This window comes from Rubrivivax sp. A210 (assembly GCF_904426505.1).
GTDB lineage: Bacteria > Pseudomonadota > Gammaproteobacteria > Burkholderiales > Burkholderiaceae_C > Rubrivivax.
Genome location: NZ_CAJGBN010000009.1, coordinates 29,673 through 54,331, shown reverse-complemented (window position 1 = coordinate 54,331; position 24,659 = coordinate 29,673). Strand labels below are relative to the sequence as shown.

Genomic DNA, 24,659 nt, shown 5'->3' with positions numbered 1-24,659 from the left:
ACTCAGGTCAAGCGCGCATGGCGCAGCCCCGCGGCGGCCGGGCAGGCTTCTAGAATCCCCCACCCCCCGAAACTCACGAGGCCCCCAGCCATGCAGAGTGCAGCCGCCGAACAGACCCAAGACGTGGCCTTGATGGCCAACGCCATCCGCGCCCTCGCGATGGACGCCGTGCAGCAGGCCAATTCAGGCCACCCCGGCGCACCGATGGGCATGGCCGACATGGCAGTGGCACTGTGGGGCCGCCACCTGCGCCACAACCCGTCCGACCCGACCTGGCCCGACCGCGACCGCTTCGTGCTGAGCAACGGCCACGCCTCGATGCTGCTGTACGCGCTGCTGCACGTCACCGGCTACGAGCTGCCCATGAGCGAGCTGCGCCAGTTCCGCCAGCTGCACAGCAAGACCCCGGGCCACCCCGAGGTCGACGTGACCCCCGGCGTCGAAACCACCACCGGCCCGCTGGGCCAGGGCCTGGCCAATGCCGTGGGCATGGCGCTGGCCGAGAAGCTGCTGGCGGCCGAGTTCAACCGCCCAGGCCATGCGGTCATCGACCACCGCACCTGGGTCTTCATGGGCGACGGCTGCCTGATGGAAGGCATCAGCCACGAGGCCTGCGCGCTGGCCGGCGCCTGGAAGCTCAACAAGCTGGTGGCGCTGTACGACGACAACGGCATCAGCATCGACGGCCCGGTCAAACCCTGGTATGTGGACGAAGTCGGCCTGCGCTTTGCCGGCTACGGCTGGGACGTGATCGGCCCGCTCGACGGCCACGACACCGAGGCGGTGGACGCCGCCATCGAGCAGGCGCGCAGCTCGGCCCAGCGGCCCACGCTGATCATCTGCCAGACCGCCATCGGCAAGGGCAGCCCCAACCGCGCCGGCACCGCCAAGGCCCACGGCGAGCCGCTGGGCGCCGAAGAGATTGCCCTCACCCGCGCCGCCCTGGGCTGGAACCACGAGCCCTTCGTGCTGCCCGAGGCCGCCTATGCCGCCTGGGACGCACGCGAGCGCGGCGCCGCCGCCCAGACCGGCTGGGAGGCGCGCATCGCCGCCTACACCGCCGCCCACCCGGAACTGGCCGCCGAGTTGCAGCGGCGCCTGAAGGGCCTGCTGCCCGAGGGCTATGTGCAGACCGCGGTCGAGGCCATCAAGGCCGCCGACGCCAAGGCCGAGACGGTGGCTTCGCGCAAGGCCAGCCAGCTGGCGCTGGAAGTCTTTACCAAGGCCCTGCCCGAGCTGCTGGGCGGCAGCGCCGACCTCACCGGGTCCAACCTCACCAACACCTCGGCGACGCCGGCGCTGCGCTTTGACGAGCGCGGTGCGGCCAATGGCGGGCGCCACATCAACTACGGCGTGCGCGAGTTCGGCATGGCGGCCATCATGAATGGCGTCGCGCTGCACGGTGGCTACATCCCCTACGGCGGCACCTTCCTCACCTTCAGCGACTACAGCCGCAACGCGCTGCGCATGGCGGCGCTGATGAAGAAGCGCGTGATCCATGTCTTCACCCACGACAGCATCGGCCTGGGCGAGGACGGCCCCACGCACCAGAGCGTCGAGCACGCCGCCAGCCTGCGCCTGATTCCCAACCTCGACGTCTGGCGCCCGGCCGACACCGCCGAGACCACGGTGGCCTGGACCATGGCGCTGGGCAATGTGCAGCGCCCGAGCGCGCTGCTGCTGTCGCGCCAGAACCTGCCCTACCTGCCCAAGGCCGCGCTGGACGACATCGGCAAGGGCGCCTACGTGCTGGCCGAGCCGGCCGAGGTGGGCCTGAAGAAGAAGCCGGTGGCCGTGATCATCGCCACCGGCAGCGAGGTCGCGCTGGCCCTGCACGCCCAGGCCGAACTCGCCAAGCTCAAGATCGCGGTGCGCGTGGTCAGCATGCCCAGCACCACCACCTTCGACCGCCAGGCTGTGGCCTACAAGAGCAAGGTGCTGCCCGCCGGCCTGCCGCGCGTGGCGGTGGAGGCCGGCGTCACCGACGGCTGGTGGAAATACGGCTGCGCCGCCGTGGTGGGCATCGACAGCTACGGCGAGAGCGCGCCCGCCGGGGCGCTGTTCAAGCATTTCAATCTCACCGCGCAGAACCTCGTCGACGTGGTTCGCAAGGTTCTGTCCCGCTGAATTCCTCTCATCCATCCCAAGGAGTCACTTCATGACCATCAAGATCGGCATCAACGGCTTCGGCCGCATCGGGCGCATGGTGTTCCGTGCCGCCGTGCAGAACTTCCCCGAGATCGAAGTCGTCGGCATCAACGACCTGCTCGAGCCCGACTACCTGGCCTACATGCTCAAGTACGACAGCGTCCATGGCCGCTTCAAGGGCGACATCGCGGTCGACGGCAGCACCCTCATCGTCAACGGCAAGCGCATCCGCCTCACCGCCGCCAAGGATCCGGCCACGCTGGCCTGGGGCGATGTCGGCGCCGACATCGTGGTCGAGGCCACCGGCCTGTTCCTGACCAAGGACACCTGCCAGAAGCACATCGACGCCGGCGCCAAGAAGGTGATCCAGAGCGCGCCGTCCAAGGACGACACGCCGATGTTCGTCTACGGCGTCAACTGCAAGACCTACGCCGGCCAGACCATCATCAGCAACGCCAGCTGCACCACCAACTGCCTGGCCCCGGTGGCCAAGGTGCTGAACGACAGCTTCGGCATCAAGCGCGGCCTGATGACCACGGTACACGCCGCCACCGCGACGCAGAAGACCGTCGACGGCCCCAGCAACAAGGATTGGCGCGGCGGCCGCGGCATCCTCGAGAACATCATCCCCAGCAGCACCGGTGCCGCCAAGGCCGTGGGCGTGGTGATCCCGGCGCTGAACAAGAAGCTCACCGGCATGAGCTTCCGCGTGCCCACCAGCGACGTGAGCGTGGTCGACCTCACCGCCGAACTGGTGAAGGAAGCCAGCTGGGAAGAGATCTGCGCCGCCATGAAGGCCGCCTCCGAAGGCCCGATGAAGGGCGTGCTGGGCTACACCACCGACAAGGTCGTCTCGACCGACTTCCGCGGCGAGGCCATGACCAGCGTCTTCGACGCCGACGCCGGCATCGCGCTGGACAAGACCTTCGTCAAGATCGTCGCCTGGTACGACAACGAGTGGGGCTACTCGAACAAGGTGCTCGAGATGGTTCGCGTGATGAACGGCTGATGCCGCTGCCGGGCGCGCGCCAGCGGCCCGCGCCCGGCCTTCGGCCCCCCTACACTGGGGCCATGATGCCCCACCGCCTTGCCGCGCTGCTGCTGCTGGCCGCGCTCGCCCTCTGCACCTCCGCCCTGGCCCAGCAGGCCGCGCCGGTGGGCGAGGTGATCGTCAAGTTCAGGGTCGACGCCGGCACGCTGCGCGCCCACGCGATGGCCGCGCGCAGCGATGCCAGCGCCGCCGCCCTGGTGCTGGCCCGCCGAGCCGGCGCCCTGGGCCAGCGCGTGGGAATGGCGCTCGAAGCCGGCGCGGCGGCCGGCGAGCGGGTGCAGGTGGTGCGCGCCGCCGGCATGGACGCCGCCACGCTGGCGGCACGCCTGGCCGCCGACCCCGAAGTCGAGTACGCGGTGCCCAACCGGCGTGCGCGCTACGCGGCTGCCCCCAACGACCCGCTCTATCTGCCAATTTCGGGTGCGGCGCCCAGCGGTCCCGACAGCGGCCAGTGGTATCTGCGCGCACCCACCGACACCCTCAAGTCGGCCATCGACGTCGAGACCGCCTGGACCCAAACCCGCGGCAGCACCAAGGTGGTGGTAGCGGTACTCGACAGCGGCATCCGCTTCGATCACCCCGACCTCGTCCCAGTGGCCCTGGGCGGCAATGTGCTGCCGGGTTATGACTTCGTCGTTAACCTCACCACCGCGGGCGATGGCGACGGTCGCGACGCCGACGCCAGCGACCCAGGCAGCGCCTGCGGCAGCGGCACCAGCACCTGGCACGGCACCGCCACCGCCAGCCTGATAGCCGCAGCCACCGACAACGGCGTCGGCATGGCCGGCACGGCGCCGGGCGTGCGCCTGTTGCCGCTGCGCGTGCTGGGCAAGTGCGGCGGCTTCACCTCCGACATCCTGGCCGCGATGCGCTGGGCCGTGGGAATTCGGGTACCCGGCATCGTGCCCGAAGTCAACCCAAATCCGGCCCGGGTCATCAACATGAGCCTGGGCTCGGAATGCACTGCCGACGCCCCATGCACTTGCAGCCCTGACTACCGCGACGCAGTAGCCGAGGTCACGCGCGAAGGCGCCCTTGTGGTGGTTGCCGCAGGCAATGATGATGGCGGGCCGGTGGGCGAACCCGGCAACTGCGCTGGCGTAGCCACTGTGGCGGCGATTCGCCATCTCGGAACCAAGGTCGGCTTTTCAAACGTCGGCCCAGAAGTCGGGCTGTCGGCCCCAGGCGGCAATTGCGTCAACGACTTCACCATAGGCGAGCCCTGCCTCTTCCCGGTGCTGGCCGCCACCAACACCGGCACCACGGGCCCACTGGCCTCGGCCTGGTTCGACAGCTTCCGCTTCGAGGTCGGAACCAGCTTCTCGGCCCCGCTGGTGGCCGGCGTGGCGGCGCTGATGATGTCCAAGCAACCGGCGCTGACGCCGGCAGAGACGCTGGCCCTGCTCAAGGCGACGGCACGCGCCTTTCCGACCACCGGCGCCGGCGACGGCGCCAACGGCCAGCCGGTGCCGCAGTGCCATGCGCCCAGCGTAGGCGTCCCGCAGGTCCAGTGCTACTGCACCACCACCACCTGCGGCGCCGGCATGCTCGACGCCGGCCAGGCCCTGGCCGCCGCGGCCGGCTCGCCGCTGGCGCGCATCAGCGTCACCACCGCCACGCCCACCGCCGGCGCCCCGGTGACGCTCAGCGCCGCCGGCAGCGTGCCCGCGCCCGGCACCCAGATCGTCTACGCCTGGACGGTGCAAAGCGGCGGCGGCATCGTCAGCGGCCTGAGCTCGACCGACAACGCGGCCACAGTGACCGTCACGCCCAGCGGCGCCGGCAGCTTCACGATGCAGCTGACCATCGCCGACAACGCCGGCGGCACGGCCACGGCGACGCAGACGGTGACGGTGGCTGCCGCGCCCAGCAGTTCGGGCAGTGGCGGTGGCGCCACCTCACCGGCCTGGCTGGCCGGCCTGCTGCTGGCGGCCGGAGCGCTGGCGCGCCGACGCTGACCGAGGCGGTCAGGAACGCGCCGCGGCGCAGGGCCGAAAGCCGCCCGGCAACTCGGCCGCCGGCAACGCGCGCAGCTTCTCGGCCAGTTCGGGCTCGATCTGGTTGATGCGCAGCCACTGCTTGAGCGGTGGCGGCGGCAGTTGCACCACGCGCACGCCGCGCAGGCGCGCACCGGCGCTGGCCGAGGCCGCGGCCATGGCCGCCTCGGCGGCCTCGCGGCTGGAGTGGCGCGACAGCACGAGGCCGGGCGCCAGCTCAGCCGGCACCGGGCCGGCGCCGGCAGACTCGAAATTGATGCCCAGCTTGCGCAACTCGTCCTCGCGCACCTGGCGCAGCGTGGCATCGGCATAGCGGCCGGCAAACACCAGCCAGCCGGGCGGGCCCTGCACCGGGTCGCGCGTCATGCGGCCTTCGGGCAGTTGCGCCGCTTCCAGCACTGCCTCGGCAGCGGCCAGCTCGGCTTCGCCCAGCGGGCCGGCCTCCAGGCATTGCAGGGCCGCGGCGCGCGCCGCGCTGAGGGCGGCGCTGGCGGCCTTGGGCGGCAGCACGTTCACGCTTTCGGGCCGCACCTGGGCCGCCAGGCGCTCGGGCTCGCGCTCGCCGTGGCGCGGCGGCTGCCAGCCGGGCGCGTACCAGCCGTGGGTCCAGCCGAAGAACACCAGGTTGGCGAGAAGCAGCCCTGCAGCCAGTGCGCGCAACATGGTCTTCAGGCCCGGTGCAGCCGCACGCTGACTTCGCCGCTGACGACGCTGTGGACTTCGCCGCTGCGCACGAGAAGGGCACCGTGCGCGTCCACGCCCTCGGCTTCGCCATCGAAGGGCTCGGGCGCGGCCACCGTGACCGGCTGGCCCAGCAGCAGGTCGCGCTGGCGGTAGGCGGCCACAAAAGTCGCGAAGCCCTCGGACTCGAAGCGCCTGATCGCCCGCACCAGGGGCTCGGTCACCAGGGCCAGGGCGCGCGGCGCGCTGATCTCGGGGTCGAGTTCCCGCAGGCAGGCATAGCCATGGGCCAGGCCTTCGGCCGGTTGCGGCAGCACATTGAGCCCGACGCCGATGACGCAGACACGGTGCTCGCCGACGCTGACGGTCTCGATCAGGATGCCGCCCAGCTTGCGCCCCCGGCCCGGGCTTTCGAGCAGCCACAGGTCATTGGGCCACTTGAGGCCGATGCGGGGCGCTGCGCTGGCTTCAGCCGGGTCCAGCGCCTCGGCCAGCGCCAGGCCCACGGCCAGCGACAGGCCGCTCCACTGCGCAGGCGCCAGCGGCAGCGCCAGCGAGAAGGTGAGCGAGGCACCGGCGCTGGCCACCCAGTCGCGCCCCAGGCGGCCTCGGCCCTGGGTCTGCTCTTCGGCCACCAGCAGGCAGGGCTGCAAGTCCTGGCGGCGGCGGCCGTGGGGCGTGCGCGGGCCGCCGTGGCCGGCGTCGATCTCGCCCGGGCGCGTGATGGGCGCGTCGCGCAGGCCGCTGCTGTTGCGGGCGCGGTCGAGCAGCCGCGTGTTGGTGGAATCGGCGCGCGCCACCACCTCGACCGCGATGCCGGGCAGCAGCGGCGCGAGGCGCTCCCACAGCGCCGTGGCGCCCCAGCTGAGGTGTTGGCGGTTGTTCATGGGCGAATGTTCATTTGCTCTTCTTGGCCCGCGGCCGCTTGGCGGCCAGCATGGTGCCGCGGCAGTCGGCGGCGCCGCAGTGGCAGGCGTATTCCTTCTTCAGCGCCGCCGTGTAGCGCTCGTCGATGACCAGGCTGTAGTCGTAGAAGATCTCTTCGCCGACCTCGAGATTGCGCGCGGCGTGGATGAAGATGCGGCGGTCCACCTCTTCGGCCACACAGTTGGGCGTACACGCGTGGTTGATCCAGCGCGAGGCATTGCCGCCGACGCCGCCGTCGATGACGTGCTTGTCGTCGAGGTGGAAGAAGAAGGTGTGGTTGGGCTGGGCCGGATCGTGCGGGTGGCGCTTCTGCGCCTGGCGCCAGGTGATGGTCTCGCCCTTGTACTCGAGGATGCGCTCACCTTCGGCGATAGGCTGCAGCACGAACAGCCCCTTGCCGTGGATGCCCGAGCGGCGCACCTGCACGCGGCGGTTGTCAGCCCTGGCGGCCGGGGCCGGGGTGTCGGATGCGGCCGACGGTCTGCGGGCAGCGGCTTGCGCGGTCTTGCTCATTGGGTACATTGAGATCGTACGAGCGCGCGTGCGTGCGCGCGAGACGGGCCGATTGTAGGCATCGCCTTGCGCACCAGGCCCGGGCGCAGGGCGCAAAAGGAACCATGAGCAAAACGATCATCATCGCGGAAAAGCCCAGCGTGGCGCAGGACATCGTGCGCGCGCTGACCCCGAGCAAGGGCAAGTTCGAGAAGCACGCCGAGCATTTCGAGAACGACGACTTCGTCGTCACCTCGGCCGTGGGCCACCTGGTCGAGATCAAGGCACCCGACGAATACGAGGTCAAGCGTGGCAAGTGGAGCTTCGCCCACCTGCCGGTGGTGCCGCCACACTTTGACGTGGCGCCCATCGACAAGGCCAAGACGCGGCTCAACGCGGTGGTCAAGCTGGTCAAGCGCAAGGACGTGGGCGCCATCGTGAACGCCTGCGACGCCGGGCGCGAGGGCGAGCTGATCTTCCGCCTCATCCTGCAATACGCCTATGGCGACAAGCCGCACGGCAAGCCGATCACGCGGCTGTGGCTGCAGAGCATGACGCCGCAGGCCATACGCGACGGCTTCGATCAGCTGAAGAGCGACAAACAGATGCTGGGCCTGGCCGATGCCGCGCGCAGCCGCAGCGAGGCCGACTGGCTGGTGGGCATCAACGGCACACGGGCGATGACGGCCTTCAACTCGCGCGACGGCGGCTTCTTTCTCACCACCGTGGGCCGCGTGCAGACGCCCACGCTGTCCATCGTGGTCGAGCGCGAAGAGAAGATCCGCAAGCACGTCAGCCGTCCCTACTGGGAGGTGAAAGCCAGCTTCGACGCCCAGGCCGGCCAGTACGACGGCAAATGGTTCGACCCCAAGTGGAAGAAGAACCCGGATGACGCCGAGGCGCGCGCCGACCGCCTGTGGAACGAGGCCGATGCCCAGGCCATCGCGCAGGCGGTGCGCGGCCAGCCGGCCACCGTGGTGGACGAGGCCAAGCCCAGCACCCAGGCCAGCCCGCTGCTGTACGACCTGACGACGCTGCAGCGCGAGGCCAACGGCCGCTTCGGCTTTTCCGCCAAGACCACGCTGTCCATCGCGCAGGCGCTGTACGAGAAGCACAAGGTGCTGACCTACCCGCGTACCGACAGTCGCGCCCTGCCCGAGGACTACCTGGCCACGGTGAAGAACACGGTGGCCATGCTGTCCAAGGAAGACCTGCCCGGACCGCTGCGCGAGATCTCGGCCCACGCCGCCAAGGCCCTCAAGGAGGGCTACATCAAGCCCACCAAGCGCGTTTTCGACAACACCAAGGTCTCCGACCACTTCGCCATCATCCCCACGCTGCAGGCACCCAAGAGCCTGACCGAACTGGAGGTCAAGCTCTACGACCTGGTGGTCAAGCGCTTCCTGGCGGTGTTCTACCCGGCAGCCGAATTCATGGTCACCACGCGCATCAGCACGGTGGTGAATGGCGGGCGCGAACATGTGTTCCAGACCAATGGCAAGGTGCTGGTCAACGCCGGCTGGCTGGCCGTCTACGGCAAGGAAGCCCAGGACGAGGACGCCAATCTGGTGGCCGTGGCGCAGGGCGAGCGGGTGCGCACCGAGAACGTGGCCGTCAACGCGCTCAAGACCAAGCCGCCGGCGCGCTACACCGAGGCCACGCTGCTGAGCGCGATGGAAGGCGCGGGCAAGTTGATCGAAGACGAGGAACTGCGCGACGCGATGAAGGAAAAGGGCCTGGGCACGCCGGCGACAAGAGCGCAGACCATTGAAGGCCTGATCGCCGAAAAGTACATGCTGCGCGACGGCCGCGAGCTGGTACCCACGGCCAAGAGTTTCCAGCTGATGACGCTGCTGCGCGGCCTGGCCATCGAGGACCTGACACGCCCCGACCTCACCGGCAACTGGGAGCACCAGCTCGCCGAGATGGAGCACGGCCGCCTCAAGCGCGAGGCCTTCATGGCCGAGATCGCCAAGATGGCCGAGCGCATCGTGCGCAAGGCCAAGGAATACGACCGCGACACCATCCCCGGCGACTACGCCACGCTGGCCGTGCCCTGCCCCAACTGCGGCGGCGTGGTGAAGGAGAACTACCGCCGCTTCGGCTGCACCGGGCCCGACGGGATGACCGAAGGCTGCGGCTTCTCCATCACCAAGACGCCCGCCGGCCGCGCCTTCGAGACCGCCGAGGCCGAAGCCTTCATCCGCGACAAGCGCATCGGCCCGCTGGAGGGCTTCCGCTCGCGCCAGGGCTTCCCCTTCACGGCACCGATCAACCTGGTGCGCGACGAGGAAATCGCCAACTGGAAGCTGGAGTTCGACTTCGGCGAGGACGCCAAGAACGCCGAGGGCAACGGCGAGCCGGTGGACTTCTCGGGCCAGGCCAGCCTGGGCGCCTGCCCCAAGTGCAAGGGCCATGTCTACGAGCATGGCAGCAACTACGTCTGCGAGCACAGCGTCGGCGCCCACGTCACCTGCGACTTCAAGACCGGCAAGATCATCCTGCAGCAGCCGGTGAATCACGAGGAACTGCACAAGCTGTTGAGCACCGGCAAGTCCAGCCTGCTGGAGAACTTCGTCTCCAACCGAACCCAGCGCAAGTTCAAGGCCTTCCTGGCCTGGGACGGCAAGGAAGGCAAGGTCGGCTTCGAGTTCGAGCCGCGCGCCGCCCGCGTGCCGGCCAAGAAGGCGGCGGCCAAGAAGACCGCGGCCTGATGGAGCCAACGGCGCCGCCCTGCCTGAGCGAGCACGGCGGCGCCTGCCGGCTGCTGGTGGCCGTGGTGCCCAATGCCCGCCGCACCGGCGCCGACGGCCTGCACGACGGCTGCCTGCGCGTGCGCCTGGCCGCGCCGCCGGTCGAGGGCAAGGCCAATGAACGGCTGCTGGCCTGGCTGGCCGACGAGCTGGATCTTCCCAAGCGCGCCGTGAGCCTGCTGCGCGGCGACACCGCGCGGCGCAAGCAGATCGAGATTGACGCGCCGCCGGCCGTCGTGGCGGCCTGGCTGGTGCGCGTGCTGGCGCCGACCCCATCAGCGCAGCAGGCGCCGTGAAGAATGGCGCGCAAACCGCACTGACTGCCCACCTATGATGCGCCACCCCGACAACGCCGGTCCACCATGAAGTACTCCCCGCTGCGCCTCGTGTTCGTCCTCTGGCTGGTCGGCCTGTCGTCGTGGGCCCAGGCCCTGGTGTTTGCGGTCAACGAGGGCGTCACCTACCGCGTCGGCAGCGAGGAAATCCGCGCCCGCTATGCCGCCATCGCGGCCGACCTCAGCACCCAGCTCGGCCAGCCGGTGCGGGTGGAGCCGGTGAGCGACTACCCGACGCTGCGCCGCGGCCTGGCCGACAAGAGCTACGACCTGGCACTGGTACACCCGACCCACATTTCCATCCTCGCCATCAAGAACAGCGGCTACCGGCTGGTGGCCGTGACCAAGGGCTATACCGAGTACGCGGCGCGCTTCCTGGTGCGCGCCGATTCGCCGCTCAAGTCGCTGGCCGAACTGCGCGAACGCCGCTGCGGCGCACCCGAGGAAGACTCCATCACCGCCTGGATCACGCGCGCCACGCTGCGCGACGCGCTGGGCGGCGACAAGCGCTGCGAGATGACCTACACGCGCTACCAGGACGCCGTGCCCTTCATGGTGGAGCACACCTTCACCCACGTCGGCGCCACCGCGTCCAACGCCGTCGTCAAGGACTGGGAGAGCAAGGGCGGGCGCGTGCTGGCGCGCTCGCGCCCGGTGCCGATCAAGCACGTCATCGCCAGCCCCGCGCTGAGCGCCGAGCAGGTGGAGCGCCTGCGCGGCTATTTCACGACGCTGGACGCCTCCGAGGCCGGGCGCAAGAAGCTCGAGACCCTCAAGGTGAGCGGCTACACCAGCTACGACACCGCGGCCCTGCTTGACCTGGGCCGCTGGCTGGGCCTGTGATGCAGCGCCGCGCGACGGCCATCGCGCGATGACGCTGGCCGTCGCCTGGAAGCTGCTGGCCATCGTCTTCACGGCGGCCCTGGGCTGGATTGCCTCGCGCCAGGGCTGGCTGGGCCGCGGCGCCGGCGATCCCTCGCGCACGCTGGGCAATACCGCCTTCTACCTCTTCGTGCCGGCCCTGCTCTTCCGCACCATGGTGCGGCTGGACCTGTCGGCCCTGCCCTGGCGCACGCTGGCGGCCTACTTCGTGCCGGCGATGGCGGTACTGATCGCCTTCTACCTCTGGCAGGCACGCCGCGCGGCCGGCCCCGGCCCGGCCGCGGCCACGCGCACCGTGGCCGCGGTCTACGGCAACACGGTGCAGGTGGGCATACCGCTGGTCACGGCCATCTGGGGCGAGCCCGGGCTGGCGTTGCACATCACCCTGGTCAGCGTACATGGCGTGCTGCTGCTGACACTGCTGACGGTGCTGGTCGAGGCCGACCTGGCGCGCGCCGACCCCGCGGCCTCGCGCTTCTCGGCCGTGCGCAGCACGGTGCGCAACGCCATCGTCCACCCGGTGGTGCTGCCGGCGCTGGCCGGCATGGCCTGGAACCTCAGCGGCATCGGCCTGCACCCGGTGGCCGACGAGGCCCTGGCGGCCCTGGGCAGCGCCGTGGTGCCGGTGTGCCTGGTGCTGATCGGCGTCTCGCTGGACAGCCACGGCCTGCGCGGCCACCTGCGCGGCGCCCTGGCCGTGGGCGCCTACAAGCTGCTGCTGATGCCGGCCGTGGTGCTGGTGGTGGCGCACTGGGGTTTTGGTCTGAGCGGCATGCCGCTCGGGGTGCTGGTGATGATGGCGGCGCTGCCGGCGGGCAGCAATGCCCTCATCTTCGCCCAGCGCTACGAGACCCTGCAGGCCGAGGCCAGCGCCGTGATCGTGCTCTCGACCCTGGCCTTCGTGCTCACCGCCGGCTTCTGGCTCACGCTGCTCGCGCTGCTGCCGGCTTGACCCGGCTCAGGCGCCGGCCGCCGCGGCGCGGGCATCATCGCCGCCACCTCAAAAGCACCGGAGACCCGCCATGCAAGCCCGACAACTGCCCCGCCGCCAGCTGCTGCAATGGGGCGCCGGCGCCGCCACCGCGCTGGCCCTGCCGCGCCTGCGGGCCCAGCAGCCCTGGCCGAGCAAGGCCATCCGCTTCGTCGTGCCCTTCGCGCCCGGCGGCAGCAGCGAGATCGTGGCCCGCACTGCCGCGGTGGAGATGTCCAGGCTGCTGGGCCAGTCGGTCTATGTCGAGAACAAGCCGGGCGCCGCCGGCAACGTGGCGATGCAGGAGGTGGCGCGCGCCGACGACCAGCACACGCTGATCCTGGGCCACATCGGCACGCTGGCCGTGAACCCCTACATGTTCGACAAGCTGCCCTACGACCCCAGCAAGGATTTCCGGCCCATCTCGCTGCTGGCCAAGGTGCCCAGTCTCTATCTGGTGCGGCCCGACCTGCCGGTACACAACCTCAGGGAGTTCATCGCCTACGCCAGGAAGAACCCGGGCAAGATCAACTACGGCTCGGCCGGCAATGGCAGCGCCGGCCATCTGGCGATGGAATACCTGAAGATGGTGAGCGAGACCTTCATGCTGCATGTGCCCTACCGCGGCACCGGGCCGCAGCTCACCGACCTGCTGGCCGGCCGGCTGGATGCCGCCTCGGTGGGCGCGGCGGCGGTGATGCAGTTCATCAAGACCGGCAAGCTGCGCTGCATCGCCACCGGCACCACCCAGCGCATTGCCCAGCTGCCCGACGTGCCCACGGTGGCCGAGCAGGGCTGGCCGGGCTTCGAGATGACGCAGTGGTACGGCCTCATGGCACCGGCCTCGCTGCCGCAAGCGGCGGCCGACAAGCTGGCCCTGGCCGCCGCGGCGGCGGTCAAGCAGCCCAGCGCGAGCGAGAAGCTGGGCGCCGATGCCGCCATCGGCGTGGGCAGCACGCCGGCCGAGTTCGGCGCCTTCATCGCGGCTGAGCAGAAGCGCTGGAAGGCCGTGGTCGCCCGCGCCAAGATCAAGCCCGATTGATCGCCGACGCGCGGGCTGTCACCACACGGCGCCAGGGCGGATTTGGGACAATCGCCCCATGACGCCCACCGACATCCCCGCTTATGTTGCCCATGTGGGCGCCCTGGCCCGCGCCGCCGCCACCGCCATGGCCGCCGCCACCACCGCCGCCAAGGACCAGGCACTGCGCGCCCTGGCGCGGCGCCTGCGCGAGGCCGGCAGCGAACTCGCCGCCGCCAACGAGCGGGACCTGGCCGCCGCGCGCACCGCCGGCTTGGCCGAGCCGCTGGTCGACCGCCTCAAGCTGACGCCGAAAGTCATCGCCACCGTCGCCGAGGGCTGCGAGCAGATCGCCGCCATGCCCGACCCGGTGGGCGAGATCTCCGGCCTGCGCCGCCGCCCCAGCGGCATCGCCGTGGGCCAGATGCGCGTGCCGCTGGGCGTGTTCGCGATGATCTACGAGAGCCGGCCCAACGTCACCATCGAGGCTGCCTCGCTGGCCATCAAGAGCGGCAACGCCTGCATCCTGCGCGGCGGCAGCGAGGCGCTGCAGTCCAACCTGGCGCTCTGGCGCCTGGTGCAGGCGGCCCTGGTCGAGGCCGGCCTGCCGGCCGACGCGGTGCAGCTGATCGAGACGACCGACCGCGCCGCCGTCGGCCGCCTGATCACGATGCCCGAGTGCGTGGACGTGGTCATCCCGCGCGGCGGCAAGGGCCTGATCGAGCGCATCAGTGCCGAGGCCCGCGTGCCGGTGATCAAGCACCTGGACGGCAACTGCCATGTCTATGTCGATGCCGAGGTCGACCTCGATCTGGCCGTCACCGTCACCGACAACGCCAAGACGCAGAAGTACAGCCCCTGCAATGCGGCCGAATCGCTGCTGGTACACGCGGCCCAGGCAGCCGCCTTTCTGCCGCGCATCGGCGCGGTCTTTGCCGCCAAGGGCGTGGAGATGCGCTGCTGCGCCCGCGCCGCGGCGCTGCTGGGCCCGCAGCCGCTGGTGGTGCGCGCCACCGAGGCCGACTGGGCCACCGAGTACCTCGCACCCGTCATCAGCATCAAGCTGGTCGACAGTCTCGACGAGGCGATTGCCCACATCAATCGCTTCGGCTCGCACCACACCGACGCCATCCTCACCACGCACCACCCGAACGCGATGCGCTTTCTGCGCGAGGTCGACTCGGCCAGCGTGATGGTCAACGCCAGCACGCGCTTTGCCGACGGCTTCGAATACGGCCTGGGCGCCGAGATCGGCATCAGCACCGACAAGTTCCACGCCCGCGGGCCGGTGGGGCTGGAAGGCCTGACCTCGATGAAATGGGTGGTGCTGGGCCAGGGCGAGGTGCGCGGATGAAGGCGGCCCGGACGAGGCCGGCATGAACGCCGAACAAATTGCGGTGCTGGGCTTTGCCGCCGTGCTGCTGTTCTGGATGGTGGGCGGCTACAACCGCCTGATGGCCCAGCGCAACGGCATCGCCCAGGCCTGGCAGCGTGTGGCCGAGGCGCTGCAGCAGCGCGCCACCGCCGCCCCGCTGGCCGACGCGCTGGCCCTGCCGCTGGCCGCCGAGGCCGGCGCTCTGCAGGCCTGGCGCGCGGCCCTCTCAACCGCCGAGCGCGCCGCCGCCAGCCTGGGTGACAAGCCCGTGCTGCAGGACCGCGCCGCGGCCTGGCTGGCGGCCGAGGCGGCGCTGGCCGCGGCCTCGTCCCGCGTCTTCGCCCTGCTCGACCAGCAGAGCGAACTGGCGCGCAGCGACACCGTGGCGCCGCTGGTGGCGGCCTGGCGCGACGCCCAGCAGCGCCTGCCCTTCGCGCGCCAGTTCTTCAACGACGCGGTCGCGGCGCACAACGCGGCGCTGGAAGTCTTCCCGACGCGGCTGCTGGCCCGCCTCTGCGGCTTCAAGCCGGCCGGGCGCATCTGAAGAGACCCTCAGGCGCGCACTGCCTGCAGCACCGGCGGGTGGGCCAGCGTCTGGTAGATGACACAGTAGCGCTCGGTCAGCCGCAGCAGCGTGGCCACCTGCTCGTCAGAAGCATCGGTGTCGAGCACGAACCTGAGCGCGATGCTCTTGAAGCCCACCGGCGCGTCCTTGGCCACGCCCAGCGTGCCGCGCATGTCGAGCAGGCCCTCGGCCTCGAGGCGGGCGTCGCGCAGCGCGATGCCCAGCGCCTTGGCCACCGCATTGAGTGTGACGCCGGCGCAGGCCACCAGGGCTTCGAGCAGCATGTCGCCCGAACAAGCCTCCATGCCGGTGCCGCCGCCAGCCGGGTGCAGGCCGGCGGTGACCAGGGCGCGGCCGGTCTCGACGCGGCAGCTCACGCCCTCGCCCAGTCGGCCTTCGGCGCGCAGCGTGATCAGTGCGGCCTCGGGGGTCTCTTGATAGCGCGCCTTCAACGGCGCCTGGATGGCGCGCAATTCCTCGATCTTCATGGGATTACCTCGTGGCGCCGCAAGCGGCGGTTGCAGATTCAGACACCGGCCGCGACCCGCACCGCCGCCGGGTCCACGCCCAGGCGTGCCGCGGCGTCTAGGATCTCGGCCCAGCTCGTGGCATCCACCGGCACGCCCTCGGCCGTGCGGCGTGCGCGCCAGGCGCGTTCGGCGTCGCCGGCCACCTGCACCGGCTCGCCGCCTGCGCGCGTGGGACTGGCCTGCACCCAATCGAGAAAGGCCAGGGCCTCGGCCTCGAAGGCAGCGCGGTCGGCCAGGCGACCGGGGTCGATCAGCACGCTGAGCATGCCGTTGAGCACGCGCTTCTTGCCGTTGTCGGCCTCGCGCTGGGTCAGGCCGGCGGCCAGCGCGCCGCCCAGCAGCTCGCACATCAGCGCCAGGCCATAGCCCTTGTGGCCGCCGAAGGTGAGCAGGGCGCCATAGGGCGGGATCACGCCGTAACGCGGGTCTTGCGTGGGCCGGCCCTGGTGGTCGATCAGGCAGCCGGGATCCACCGTCTCGCCCTTGTTGTGGGCCACGCGCGTCTTGCCCTGGGCGATGACGCTGGTGGCGAAGTCCAGGATCACCGGCGCCCGCCCGGCCAGCGGCACGCCGGCGCAGAAAGGGTTGGTGCCGAAGCGCGCATCGGCGCCGCCATGCGGAGCGACGATGACGCGGCTGATGACGTTGACGAAGTGCATCGACACCAGGCCGGCCGCCGCCACCTGCTCGGCCCAGGCGCCGATGCGGCCCAGGTGGTGGGCATTGCCCAGCGCCACGATGCAGCTGCCGTGGGCCTGGGCGCGCTCTATCCCCAGCGCCATGGCCTGCTGGCCCACGACCTGGCCGAAGCCGGCGCGGCCGTCCAGGCGCAGCAACGCGCCGCCGTCCATCTCGACCGCGATCCCGGCATTGGGCTGCAGGCCGCCTTCGAGGTACGACGAGACGTAGCGCGGCAGCATGCCGATGCCATGCGAATCGTGGCCGGTGAGATTGGCCTCGACCAGGCGCTGCACCACGGCCTCCACCTCGTCCTCGCGGCTGCCGAAACCGCGCACCAGCAGGCGCATCGCGTCCAGCAGACGGGGCAGCGGGATCAGGGGGTCGGCGGTTTGCATCGGGCGATGCTAGTCGGCGGCGGCCGGCGCGGCGATTGGGGGAAGCGCCCCAATTAGGCGCGGGCCTCTCGCGGCAGCGGCGGATGCCGCCGCATAGTCGGACGATATTCCCGAGCCTCGCCCGCGCCCATGACCGACCTCACCGCCCCCACACCGCCGCGCCGAATCCCCCTGCGGGCCGCCGACCTGCGCGGCCTGGCTCAGCTGGGCGTGGACGGGGTGCTGGGCGTGGCCGACATCGCCGAAGCGCTGCACCACACCATCACCTCGGTCAGCGCGCCGCTGGGCCGTGCGACGGAAGGCCGCACCGGCGGCATCACCGGCTTCGTCTACCGCAGCGTGCGCGGCACCACGCGCCTGGTCGGCCAGGGTCTGGGCCTGCTGCTGGACGCGCTGCCGCGCGCCGACGCCGGCCTCGCACGCGACCCGGCCCGCGAGGCCTGGCTGGCGGTGCTGGGTGGCGTCTGGGGCGACCACCTGGAGGAAACGGCCAACCCGCTGGCCATCCCCATGGCACTGCGCCGCCCCGACAAGGCCCAAGCCAGCGGCCGCATTGCCGTGCTGATCCACGGCCTGTGCATGAATGACCTGCAGTGGCGTCGCCGCGGCCACGACCACGGCGCGCTGCTGGCGCGCGAGCGCGGCTGGTCGCCGGTCTACCTGCACTACAACAGCGGCCTCCATGTCTCGCACAACGGTCGCGAGCTGGCGGCGCAACTGGCGGCGCTGGTGGCGAGCTGGCCGGTGCCGGTGACCGAGCTGGCGCTGATCGGCCACAGCATGGGCGGGCTGGTGGCGCGCAGCGCCTGCCACGCCGGCGCAGAAATGGGCATGGAAGAGGCCTGGATGGGCCGGCTCACGCGCCTGGTCTGCCTGGGCACGCCGCACCAGGGCGCGCCGCTGGAGCGCGGCGGGCGGCTGGTGGACGGCCTGCTCGGCATCAGCCCCTACGGCGCGCCTTTCGCGCGCCTGGGGCGGGCGCGCAGTGCCGGCATCACCGACCTGCGCTACGGCAATGTGCAGGACGCCGACTGGCAAGCGCGCAGCCGCCATGCGCAACGGGCAGGCGACCGCCAATTGACGCCGCTGCCGGCCGGCGTGGCCACCTTCCTGGCCGCAGCCACCACGGCCCGGCAGGCGAAGCCCGGGCTGCGCAGCGCGCTGCTGGGCGACGGCCTGGTGCCGGTGGCCAGCGCGCTGGGCGATCACCGCGACCCGGCCCAGGCGCTGGGCGTACACGAGGACCGTCGGCTGGTCGTCACCGGCGCCAACCACTGGGATCTGCTGGACCACCCGGCGGTGGCCGCGAAGCTGCTGGCGTGGCTGGCCTGATCAGGGCTGGCCGACGATGGAGGCCGTGGCCATCAACTCCAGGAACAGCGCCATCGACACCGCGCCCGAGACCGCATAGGGGTCGAGCACCGGCCGCTCGGAATACTTGAGCAGCAGCGCCGGGTTCAGGCGCGCCAGGTTGACCTCGCCCATGGCCCAGCCGGCGAAACGGCGTTCGACGATCTCTTCGTAGCTGAGCAGTTCCACCTGCGTGTGGCGGGGGTCGGCGGCGATGCGGTTGTAGAGACGGTTGACGACGCTGCGGCCGCCTTCGAGCACCTGCAGGAAGATGCCCTCGCTCCAGCACAGCACGCCGGTCACGCCCTGCTCCGGGTTGTGGACCTTGGATTGGCGCAGGATGGCCAGCAGTTCCTCGGCGCCCACGCCTTCGGCGGCGCGGCTGGCATAGAGAAGTCGCACGAGCATGGGGTTCTCCTTCAGCCGTTCTTGCGCGAAAGCAGCGAGAGGAATTCGCGCCGCAGGTTGGCGTCCTTCAGGAAGGCGCCGCGCATCACGCTGTTGACCATCGCGGTGTCGCTGTCCTTGACGCCGCGCCAGTGCATGCAGAAATGGTCGGCCTCCATCACGATGGCCAGGCCGTCGGGGCGCACGCGCTGCTGCAGCTCGTTGGCCAGCATGGTGACCGCCTCTTCCTGGATCTGCGGCCGGCTCATCACCCAGTCGGCGATGCGCGTGTACTTGCTCAGGCCGATGAGGTTGCTGTGCTCGTTGGGCAGGATGCCTATCCACAGCTTGCCGAAGATGGGGCACATGTGGTGGCTGCAGGCGCTGCGCACGGTGATGGGGCCGACGATCATCAGCTCGTTCAGGCGTGCCACGTTCGGGAACTCGGTCACCGCCGGCATGGGCACATAGCGGCCGCGGAAGACCTCGTCGATGTACATCTTGGCCACCCGCTTGGCCGTCTCGTGGGTGTTGTGGTCGCTCTCGGTGTCGATCACCAGGGCCTGCAGCACCTCCTGCATCTTGGCCTGGACCTCGGCCTTGAGTTCTTCGATCTCGCCCTCGCGCACGTAGGCGGCGATGTTGTCGTTGGCGTGGTAGCGGCGGCGCGCGCCGACGAGGCGGTAGCGGATGCGCTCCGAGGCCGGCATCCGGGCCAGTTCTTCCTCGGTGCGCAGCAGGCGCGGGGGTTTGTCGGCAGAAGGGCTGGAGCGGGGCATGCGGGCTCGGTCGGTACAGCGGGGACAGGCATTCTGCGCCGCCGCAACCATCCGCGCCGGCCGCGGGCCTTGGCCGGCGCCAGCGGCCCGGCAGTTTCTCACTCTGGGTAGACTGCCCCATGGCCGCCGTCGACTCCGCCCCTTCCTCGCCGGCCCTCGCCCGGCTGCTCGACCACAGCGCCGATGCGGTACAAGCGGTGCGCGGCGGGCGCTCGCTCACTGACCTGCTGACCCAGGTGCCCGCCGAGATGCGGCCCGGCGTGCAGGCGCTGAGCTTCCACGCGCTGCGCTGGCTGGGCAGCGCCACCGAGCTGCGCCAGCGCCTGGCGCCCAAGACGCCGCCGCCCAAGGTGGACGCCCTGCTCGTCACCGCGCTGGCCCTGCTGTGGCCGGGCGAGGCCCTGCCCTATGCCGAACACACCCTGGTTGACCAGGCCGTGGCCTGCGCCCGCCACCGCGCGCCCGCAGCCGCCGGCTTCATCAACGCCGTGCTGCGCCGCTTTCTGCGCGAGCGCGAGGCGCTGGTGGAGGCGGTGCGGCGCACGCCGCTGGGCGATTACAACCACCCGCTGTGGTGGATAGACCGCGTCAAGCACGACTGGCCGGCCGACTGGCAGCCGCTGCTGCAGGCCGCCAACCAGCGCCCGCCGATGACGCTGCGCGTCAACGCCCGCCGCGGCAGCGGTGCCGATTACGTGGCCCGCCTGGCCTACCAGGGCCGGGCCGCAACGCTGCTGGAAGACCCGGCGCTGGGCGGCCAGGCCGTGGTGCTGGCCCAGCCCTGCCCGGTGCCGCAACTGCCCGGCTTTGCCGAGGGTGAGGTCTCGGTGCAGGACGCGGCGGCCCAGCGCGCGGCGTTGCTGCTCGTCGGTGACGGCTGGCTGAAGCCCGGTGCGCGCGTGCTCGACGCCTGCGCCGCGCCGGGCGGCAAGACGGCCCACCTGCTGGAGCTGGCCGACCTGGACGTGCTGGCGCTGGACAGCGACCCGGTGCGCCTGGCGCGCGTGCAGGAGACGCTCAGGCGATTGCGTCTGGCCGCCCGGGTGGCCGCCGCCGACGCGCGCCAGCCCCAGGCCTGGTGGGACGGGCGCACCTTCGACGCCATCCTGCTCGACGCCCCCTGCACTGCCAGCGGCATCGTGCGCCGCCACCCCGATGTGCGCTGGCTGCGCCGCGCCGACGACGTGGGCGCGCTGGCCCGCATCCAGGCCGAGATCCTGGGCGCGCTGTGGCCGCTGCTGGCGCCCGGCGGGCGGCTGCTCTACGCCACCTGCTCGATCTTCAAGGCCGAAGGCCAGGGCCAGATCGACGCATTTTTGCAACGCCTGCCAGCCGGCACGGCGCGGCTGCGGCCCGAGTCACCCGGCCACCTGCTGCCCAGCCGCGACAATGCCGCAACGGGCGCGCCAGGCCGCGGCCCGCATCTGCAGGACGGCTTTTTCTACGCCCTGATCGAAAAGACCTGAGCCCCGCCACAGCCGCCAAGCCCAGCCCCGCCGCATGCAGCCACCGCCGGTTCGACACACCATCATGCAGGGCCTGCGGCTGCTGCTGACGTGTGCCTGCCTGCTGGCCGGTCTGCCGGCGCAGGCCCAGGGGGTGGAGCTGGCGACGCTGCAGACGGCGCGTGCCGAAGGCGCCCTCAACCTCGAGTTCAGCGCCCGCGTCAGCCTGCCCAAGGCGGTAGAAGACGCGCTGCAGCGCGGCGTGCCGATCTACTTCGTCGCCGAGGCCCAGCTGCTGCGCAGCCGCTGGTACTGGCGCGACGAGCGCGTGGCCCGCGTCTCGCGCTCCTGGCGCGTCGCCTACCAGCCGCTCACCGGGGCCTGGAAGCTGAGCCTGGGCGGGCTCAACCAGACCTACCACACGCTCTCCGAGGCCCTGGCCACGGCCTCGCGCAGCGCCGGCTGGAAACTGGCCGACCTGGCCGCACTCGAGGCCGGTGACAAGGGCTACTACGTGCAGTTCAGCTACCGGCTCGACACCACCCAGTTGCCCGGCCCCATGCAGTTCGGCCTGGGCAGCCTGGGCGACAAGGGCGATTGGGCGGTGGGCGTGAGCCAGGTCATCAAGGTCGAGCCGTGACAGGCGCCCGGCCATGAGCCGCACCGCCCGCTGGGCCTGGATCGTGGCCGTCGTGGCCACCACCGGCGCGGCGCTGGTGCTGGCCTTCGTGCTGTCGTTCGCCAACCCCGATGGCAGCTTCTACGAGCGCCATTTCGAGTGGATCTTCTGGGTCAACGTCGCGGTGGCCGCCCTGCTGGCCCTGGTCATCGTGCTCGTCGTGGCACGCCTGGCCAGCCGCTTGCGGCGCGGCAAGTTCGGCACCCGGCTGCTCATCAAGCTGGCCGGCATCTTTGCCCTCGTGAGCCTGCTGCCGGGGCTGGTGATCTACACCGTGAGCTACCAGTTCGTCTCGCGCAGCATCCAGGCCTGGTTCGACGTGCGCGTGGCCGGCGCGCTGGACGCCGGCCTGGCGCTGGGCAAGGGCACGCTGGACGGCCTGTCCAGCGACCTGGTGGCCAAGACGCGCGCCGCCGCCGAGCGCCTGGCCGACAGCCGCACCCAGGTGACGCCGCTGGTGCTGGAGCGCCTGCGCGAGCAGCTCGACGGCAGCGCCGTCTCGCTGGTCACCGCCGGCGGCCAGGTGCTGCTCAGCGCCGGCGGCAGCGCTGACTCGGGCCCGCCCGAGCGCCCGGCGCCCGCCCTGCTGCGCCAGGCCCGGCAGGCCGGCGCCGCGAGCCAGTTCGAGGGCCTGGACGAGGAGTCGCTGGCCCCCGGCGGTGGCGGTGCGCGCGTGCGCGCCATCGTGGGCGTGCCGCGCAGCCAGATCGTGCTGGCCCTGGGCGAGGAGCGCTTCCTGATGGTGCTGCGGCCGGTGAGCCGCACGCTGGCGCTGGACGCGCTGGCGGTGCAGGCCGCCTACAGCGAATACCAGCAGCGCGCGCTGGCGCGCGACGGCCTGCGCCGCATGTACGTGGGCACGCTGACCCTGGCGCTGATCCTGGCCGTGTTTGCCGCCGTGCTGCTGTCCATCGTGCTCGGCAACCAGCTCACGCGCCCGCTGCTGCTGCTGGCCGACGGCGTGCGCCAGGTGGCCGCCGGCGACCTCACGGCCAAGCCGGTGTTCGCCAGCGCCGACGAGCTGGGCGGCCTGACGCGCAGCTTTGCCGACATGACGGCCCAGGTGGCCGAGGCGCGCACCCAGGTGCAGCGCGGCATGCTGCAGCTGGAGGGCGCGCGCACGCGGCTGCAGACCATCCTCGACACCCTCACGGCCGGCGTCGTCGTGTTTGACCGCGAGGGCCACATCGACACCGTCAACCCCGGCGCCACGCGCATCCTGCAGCGCCCGCTGTCGGCCTGGCGGGGCCGGCTGCTGTCGGAACTGCCCGATCTGCAGGAGTTCTCGCAAGGCGTCGAGCAGCGCTTCGAACTGCTGGCCACCAGCCCCGAGGCCGGCGAGCGCGACCAGTGGCAGGAGAGCTTCGAGCTCAAGCGCGGCGACGGCACCACACTCACGCTGCTGGTGCGCGGCGCCACCCTGCCCGGCGACGCGCGGCTGATGGTCTTCGACGACATCACCGAGGTCGTCTCGGCCCAGCGCAGCGCCGCCTGGGCCGAGGTGGCGCGGCGCCTGGCGCACGAGATCAAGAACCCGCTCACGCCCATCCAGCTCTCGGCCGAACGGCTGCAGCACCGCCTGGGCCACAAGCTCGAGGGCGCCGACCAGGCGCTGCTGCAGCGCTCGGTCAACACCATCGTGAGCCAGGTGCAGGCCATGCAGACGCTGGTCAACGAGTTCCGCGACTACGCGCGGCTGCCGGCGGCGCAGATGCACCCGCTGGACCTGGACGCGCTGGCCGGCGAGGTGCTGGCCCTGTACGGCCAGGCGCTGGACAACGGCCTGCTGCTGGCGCGCCTGGAGCCCGGGTTGCCGCGCATCCTGGGCGACGCCACCCAGCTGCGCCAGGTCATCCACAACCTCGTGCAGAACGGCCTGGACGCGGTGGCCGACCGGCCCGACGGCCAGGTCGAGATCATCACCAGCAGCGCGCTCGGTGAGCACGGCGAGCTGCGCGCGGTGCGCCTGACCGTCATCGACAACGGCCCCGGCTTCGCCGACAAGGTGCTCAAGCGCGCCTTCGAACCCTATGTCACGACCAAGGCCAAGGGCACGGGCCTGGGCCTGGCCGTGGTGAAGAAGATTGCCGACGAACACGGCGCCCGCCTGCGCGCCGCCAACCTGCACGCCGGTGACGAACCCGACGGCCCGGTGACCGGGGCGCGCGTTTCGTTATCATTTTCCAAGTTCGCCGCGGCGCCGGCCTCCCGACAGGCCGGCGCCGTGGCCGTCCCCGCGCCGGCCACCGCGGGCGACCCCACGCAGACAACCTAGAGCCCATGGCAACCATCCTGGTCGTAGACGACGAGCTCGGCATCCGTGCCCTGCTGTCGGAAATCCTTGCCGACGAAGGCCATACCGTCGAACTGGCCGAGAACGCGGCCCAGGCCCGCCTGGTGCGCGAATCGCTGCGTCCCGACCTGGTGCTGCTCGACATCTGGATGCCCGATGTCGACGGCGTCACGCTGCTCAAGGAGTGGTCGGCCGGCGGCCAGCTCTCGATGCCGGTGATCATGATGAGCGGCCACGGCACCATCGACACCGCGGTCGAGGCCACCAAGTACGGCGCCAGCGCCTTCCTCGAAAAGCCCATCACGCTGCAGAAGCTGCTGCGCGCGGTGGACCAAGCGCTGATGAAGCCCGCGCCACGCGGCGGGGTTGTGGCCAATCTGGCCGGTGGCCTGCGCGGCGACGGCAGCGGCGCCAGCGATGCGCTGGCCCCTGGCGGCGGTGGCGGCGGCGGCGGCCTGCTGCCGGCCCTCATGCTCAACGACGGCCCGCACGCCGAACAGAGCTTCGACCTCGACCGTCCGCTGCGCGAGGCCCGCGACGCCTTCGAGAAGAGCTATTTCGAGTTTCACCTGGCCAAGGAAAACGGCTCGATGACGCGCGTGGCCGAGAAGACCGGCCTCGAGCGCACCCACCTCTACCGCAAGCTCAAGCAACTGGGCGTCGACCTCACGCGCAACAAGCGCGGCGGCTGAGCAGAAGGCGCCAAAGAGCTGGCTATAATGGCGGGCTCTGCACGGCCTGGTAGCTCAGTTGGTAGAGCAGCGGATTGAAAATCCGCGTGTCGGTGGTTCGATTCCGCCCCAGGCCACCAGTCATCCCCGCCGAAGCCCGTCCATCGTGACGGGCTTCGTCGTTTCTGGGGTGGCCGCATACGGCCCGCGAGCTTGCCTCGCTTCGCTTGAGCTTCGTTGGCAATCGGAATC

General features: G+C 71.1%; 22 protein-coding genes and 1 tRNA gene. 16 read left to right on the top strand and 7 right to left on the bottom strand.

Going from position 1 to position 24,659, the window contains the following annotated elements; all coding sequences use genetic code 11:
• Nucleotides 1–90 precede the first annotated feature (90 nt).
• The 3 genes from tkt (at nucleotide 91) to JMV16_RS07630 (ending at nucleotide 5,157) form a co-directional block, all read left to right on the top strand.
• A complete protein-coding gene (tkt, locus tag JMV16_RS07640; protein WP_201493654.1) occupies nucleotides 91–2,127 on the top strand; it encodes a transketolase in 2,037 nt (678 codons plus the stop codon).
• Nucleotides 2,128–2,158: 31 nt separating this feature from the next.
• The gene (gap, locus tag JMV16_RS07635) at nucleotides 2,159–3,157 is read left to right on the top strand and encodes a type I glyceraldehyde-3-phosphate dehydrogenase (RefSeq protein WP_201493653.1); all 999 of its coding nucleotides are present in this window, start codon (nucleotides 2,159–2,161) and stop codon (nucleotides 3,155–3,157) included.
• Between the two features lie 62 nt (nucleotides 3,158–3,219).
• Nucleotides 3,220–5,157 (top strand): S8 family serine peptidase, encoded by a 1,938-nt coding sequence (locus JMV16_RS07630; RefSeq protein ID WP_201493652.1) that lies wholly within the window; start codon nucleotides 3,220–3,222, stop codon nucleotides 5,155–5,157.
• 9 nt (nucleotides 5,158–5,166) lie between these two features.
• On the opposite strand, the gene JMV16_RS07625 is transcribed toward JMV16_RS07630, so the two are convergent.
• Genes JMV16_RS07625 through JMV16_RS07615 form a run of 3 tightly spaced genes read right to left on the bottom strand, consistent with a single transcriptional unit; the run spans nucleotide 5,167 to nucleotide 7,317 of the window.
• Nucleotides 5,167–5,859 (bottom strand): hypothetical protein, encoded by a 693-nt coding sequence (locus tag JMV16_RS07625; RefSeq protein WP_201493651.1) that lies wholly within the window; start codon nucleotides 5,857–5,859, stop codon nucleotides 5,167–5,169.
• A gap of 5 nt (nucleotides 5,860–5,864) precedes the next feature.
• Entirely contained in the window at nucleotides 5,865–6,764 is a 900-nt protein-coding gene (locus JMV16_RS07620) for a biotin--[acetyl-CoA-carboxylase] ligase (protein WP_201493650.1), read from the bottom strand.
• A gap of 10 nt (nucleotides 6,765–6,774) precedes the next feature.
• Complete coding sequence (locus JMV16_RS07615) at nucleotides 6,775–7,317, bottom strand: SET domain-containing protein (protein WP_201493649.1); 543 nt, start codon at nucleotides 7,315–7,317, stop codon at nucleotides 6,775–6,777.
• Between the two features lie 104 nt (nucleotides 7,318–7,421).
• Between JMV16_RS07615 and JMV16_RS07610 the strand changes: the two genes are divergently transcribed.
• The 7 genes from JMV16_RS07610 (at nucleotide 7,422) to JMV16_RS07580 (ending at nucleotide 15,176) form a co-directional block, all read left to right on the top strand.
• Nucleotides 7,422–10,010: a DNA topoisomerase III gene (locus JMV16_RS07610; RefSeq protein WP_201493648.1), complete on the top strand. Its 2,589-nt coding sequence runs from the start codon at nucleotides 7,422–7,424 to the stop codon at nucleotides 10,008–10,010.
• A complete protein-coding gene (locus JMV16_RS07605) occupies nucleotides 10,010–10,345 on the top strand; it encodes a DUF167 domain-containing protein (protein WP_201493647.1) in 336 nt (111 codons plus the stop codon). The genes JMV16_RS07610 and JMV16_RS07605 overlap by 1 nt, the downstream gene beginning before the upstream one ends.
• 66 nt (nucleotides 10,346–10,411) lie before the next feature.
• Nucleotides 10,412–11,227, top strand: a complete 816-nt coding sequence (locus tag JMV16_RS07600) for a phosphate/phosphite/phosphonate ABC transporter substrate-binding protein (RefSeq protein WP_201493646.1) — start codon at nucleotides 10,412–10,414, stop codon at nucleotides 11,225–11,227.
• A gap of 28 nt (nucleotides 11,228–11,255) precedes the next feature.
• Nucleotides 11,256–12,218: an AEC family transporter gene (locus JMV16_RS07595; RefSeq protein WP_201493645.1), complete on the top strand. Its 963-nt coding sequence runs from the start codon at nucleotides 11,256–11,258 to the stop codon at nucleotides 12,216–12,218.
• A gap of 70 nt (nucleotides 12,219–12,288) precedes the next feature.
• Nucleotides 12,289–13,278, top strand: coding sequence for a Bug family tripartite tricarboxylate transporter substrate binding protein (locus JMV16_RS07590; protein WP_201493644.1), 990 nt, complete (start codon nucleotides 12,289–12,291; stop codon nucleotides 13,276–13,278).
• Nucleotides 13,279–13,336: 58 nt separating this feature from the next.
• The gene (locus JMV16_RS07585; protein ID WP_201493643.1) at nucleotides 13,337–14,611 is read left to right on the top strand and encodes a glutamate-5-semialdehyde dehydrogenase; all 1,275 of its coding nucleotides are present in this window, start codon (nucleotides 13,337–13,339) and stop codon (nucleotides 14,609–14,611) included.
• A 22-nt stretch (nucleotides 14,612–14,633) separates the two neighbouring features.
• On the top strand, nucleotides 14,634–15,176 hold the full coding sequence (locus JMV16_RS07580; RefSeq protein WP_201493642.1) for a LemA family protein: 543 nt from the start codon (nucleotides 14,634–14,636) through the stop codon (nucleotides 15,174–15,176).
• 8 nt (nucleotides 15,177–15,184) lie between these two features.
• Here the strand turns inward: JMV16_RS07580 and JMV16_RS07575 are convergent, their stop codons facing one another.
• Both JMV16_RS07575 and JMV16_RS07570 read right to left on the bottom strand, forming a co-directional pair.
• Complete coding sequence (locus JMV16_RS07575; protein ID WP_201493641.1) at nucleotides 15,185–15,685, bottom strand: OsmC family protein; 501 nt, start codon at nucleotides 15,683–15,685, stop codon at nucleotides 15,185–15,187.
• A gap of 38 nt (nucleotides 15,686–15,723) precedes the next feature.
• Nucleotides 15,724–16,803 carry a malate/lactate/ureidoglycolate dehydrogenase gene (locus tag JMV16_RS07570; protein ID WP_201493640.1) on the bottom strand — a complete coding sequence of 360 codons (1,080 nt, stop codon included), beginning with the start codon at nucleotides 16,801–16,803 and terminating at the stop codon, nucleotides 15,724–15,726.
• 129 nt (nucleotides 16,804–16,932) lie between these two features.
• Here JMV16_RS07570 and JMV16_RS07565 point away from each other — a divergent pair, with 129 nt between their 5' ends.
• Nucleotides 16,933–18,135: an esterase/lipase family protein gene (locus JMV16_RS07565; protein WP_201493639.1), complete on the top strand. Its 1,203-nt coding sequence runs from the start codon at nucleotides 16,933–16,935 to the stop codon at nucleotides 18,133–18,135.
• On the opposite strand, the gene JMV16_RS07560 is transcribed toward JMV16_RS07565, so the two are convergent.
• Both JMV16_RS07560 and folE read right to left on the bottom strand, forming a co-directional pair.
• On the bottom strand, nucleotides 18,136–18,561 hold the full coding sequence (locus JMV16_RS07560; RefSeq protein ID WP_201493638.1) for a BLUF domain-containing protein: 426 nt from the start codon (nucleotides 18,559–18,561) through the stop codon (nucleotides 18,136–18,138).
• An 11-nt stretch (nucleotides 18,562–18,572) separates the two neighbouring features.
• Nucleotides 18,573–19,250 (bottom strand): GTP cyclohydrolase I, encoded by a 678-nt coding sequence (gene folE, locus JMV16_RS07555; protein WP_236580404.1) that lies wholly within the window; start codon nucleotides 19,248–19,250, stop codon nucleotides 18,573–18,575.
• Nucleotides 19,251–19,438: 188 nt separating this feature from the next.
• Here folE and rsmB point away from each other — a divergent pair, with 188 nt between their 5' ends.
• The 5 genes from rsmB (at nucleotide 19,439) to JMV16_RS07530 (ending at nucleotide 24,547) form a co-directional block, all read left to right on the top strand.
• Entirely contained in the window at nucleotides 19,439–20,785 is a 1,347-nt protein-coding gene (gene rsmB, locus JMV16_RS07550; protein ID WP_201493636.1) for a 16S rRNA (cytosine(967)-C(5))-methyltransferase RsmB, read from the top strand.
• A gap of 34 nt (nucleotides 20,786–20,819) precedes the next feature.
• Nucleotides 20,820–21,404, top strand: coding sequence for a DUF4390 domain-containing protein (locus JMV16_RS07545; RefSeq protein ID WP_201493635.1), 585 nt, complete (start codon nucleotides 20,820–20,822; stop codon nucleotides 21,402–21,404).
• 13 nt (nucleotides 21,405–21,417) lie between these two features.
• A complete protein-coding gene (locus JMV16_RS07540) occupies nucleotides 21,418–23,718 on the top strand; it encodes a sensor histidine kinase (protein ID WP_201493634.1) in 2,301 nt (766 codons plus the stop codon).
• A 5-nt stretch (nucleotides 23,719–23,723) separates the two neighbouring features.
• Nucleotides 23,724–24,428: a response regulator gene (locus JMV16_RS07535; protein WP_201493633.1), complete on the top strand. Its 705-nt coding sequence runs from the start codon at nucleotides 23,724–23,726 to the stop codon at nucleotides 24,426–24,428.
• A gap of 43 nt (nucleotides 24,429–24,471) precedes the next feature.
• Nucleotides 24,472–24,547, top strand: a tRNA-Phe gene (locus JMV16_RS07530).
• Nucleotides 24,548–24,659: the final 112 nt, after the last annotated feature.

Bases quoted from the DNA above. Each gene is read 5' to 3' on its own strand.
- tkt (WP_201493654.1), top strand. From the start codon at position 91: ATGCAGAGTGCAGCCGCCGAACAGACCCAAGACGTGGCCTTGATGGCC.
- gap (WP_201493653.1), top strand. From the start codon at position 2,159: ATGACCATCAAGATCGGCATCAACGGCTTCGGCCGCATCGGGCGCATG.
- JMV16_RS07630 (WP_201493652.1), top strand. From the start codon at position 3,220: ATGATGCCCCACCGCCTTGCCGCGCTGCTGCTGCTGGCCGCGCTCGCC.
- JMV16_RS07625 (WP_201493651.1), bottom strand. From the start codon at position 5,859: ATGTTGCGCGCACTGGCTGCAGGGCTGCTTCTCGCCAACCTGGTGTTC.
- JMV16_RS07620 (WP_201493650.1), bottom strand. From the start codon at position 6,764: ATGAACAACCGCCAACACCTCAGCTGGGGCGCCACGGCGCTGTGGGAG.
- JMV16_RS07615 (WP_201493649.1), bottom strand. From the start codon at position 7,317: ATGAGCAAGACCGCGCAAGCCGCTGCCCGCAGACCGTCGGCCGCATCC.
- JMV16_RS07610 (WP_201493648.1), top strand. From the start codon at position 7,422: ATGAGCAAAACGATCATCATCGCGGAAAAGCCCAGCGTGGCGCAGGAC.
- JMV16_RS07605 (WP_201493647.1), top strand. From the start codon at position 10,010: ATGGAGCCAACGGCGCCGCCCTGCCTGAGCGAGCACGGCGGCGCCTGC.
- JMV16_RS07600 (WP_201493646.1), top strand. From the start codon at position 10,412: ATGAAGTACTCCCCGCTGCGCCTCGTGTTCGTCCTCTGGCTGGTCGGC.
- JMV16_RS07595 (WP_201493645.1), top strand. From the start codon at position 11,256: ATGACGCTGGCCGTCGCCTGGAAGCTGCTGGCCATCGTCTTCACGGCG.
- JMV16_RS07590 (WP_201493644.1), top strand. From the start codon at position 12,289: ATGCAAGCCCGACAACTGCCCCGCCGCCAGCTGCTGCAATGGGGCGCC.
- JMV16_RS07585 (WP_201493643.1), top strand. From the start codon at position 13,337: ATGACGCCCACCGACATCCCCGCTTATGTTGCCCATGTGGGCGCCCTG.
- JMV16_RS07580 (WP_201493642.1), top strand. From the start codon at position 14,634: ATGAACGCCGAACAAATTGCGGTGCTGGGCTTTGCCGCCGTGCTGCTG.
- JMV16_RS07575 (WP_201493641.1), bottom strand. From the start codon at position 15,685: ATGAAGATCGAGGAATTGCGCGCCATCCAGGCGCCGTTGAAGGCGCGC.
- JMV16_RS07570 (WP_201493640.1), bottom strand. From the start codon at position 16,803: ATGCAAACCGCCGACCCCCTGATCCCGCTGCCCCGTCTGCTGGACGCG.
- JMV16_RS07565 (WP_201493639.1), top strand. From the start codon at position 16,933: ATGACCGACCTCACCGCCCCCACACCGCCGCGCCGAATCCCCCTGCGG.
- JMV16_RS07560 (WP_201493638.1), bottom strand. From the start codon at position 18,561: ATGCTCGTGCGACTTCTCTATGCCAGCCGCGCCGCCGAAGGCGTGGGC.
- folE (WP_236580404.1), bottom strand. From the start codon at position 19,250: ATGCCGGCCTCGGAGCGCATCCGCTACCGCCTCGTCGGCGCGCGCCGC.
- rsmB (WP_201493636.1), top strand. From the start codon at position 19,439: ATGGCCGCCGTCGACTCCGCCCCTTCCTCGCCGGCCCTCGCCCGGCTG.
- JMV16_RS07545 (WP_201493635.1), top strand. From the start codon at position 20,820: ATGCAGCCACCGCCGGTTCGACACACCATCATGCAGGGCCTGCGGCTG.
- JMV16_RS07540 (WP_201493634.1), top strand. From the start codon at position 21,418: ATGAGCCGCACCGCCCGCTGGGCCTGGATCGTGGCCGTCGTGGCCACC.
- JMV16_RS07535 (WP_201493633.1), top strand. From the start codon at position 23,724: ATGGCAACCATCCTGGTCGTAGACGACGAGCTCGGCATCCGTGCCCTG.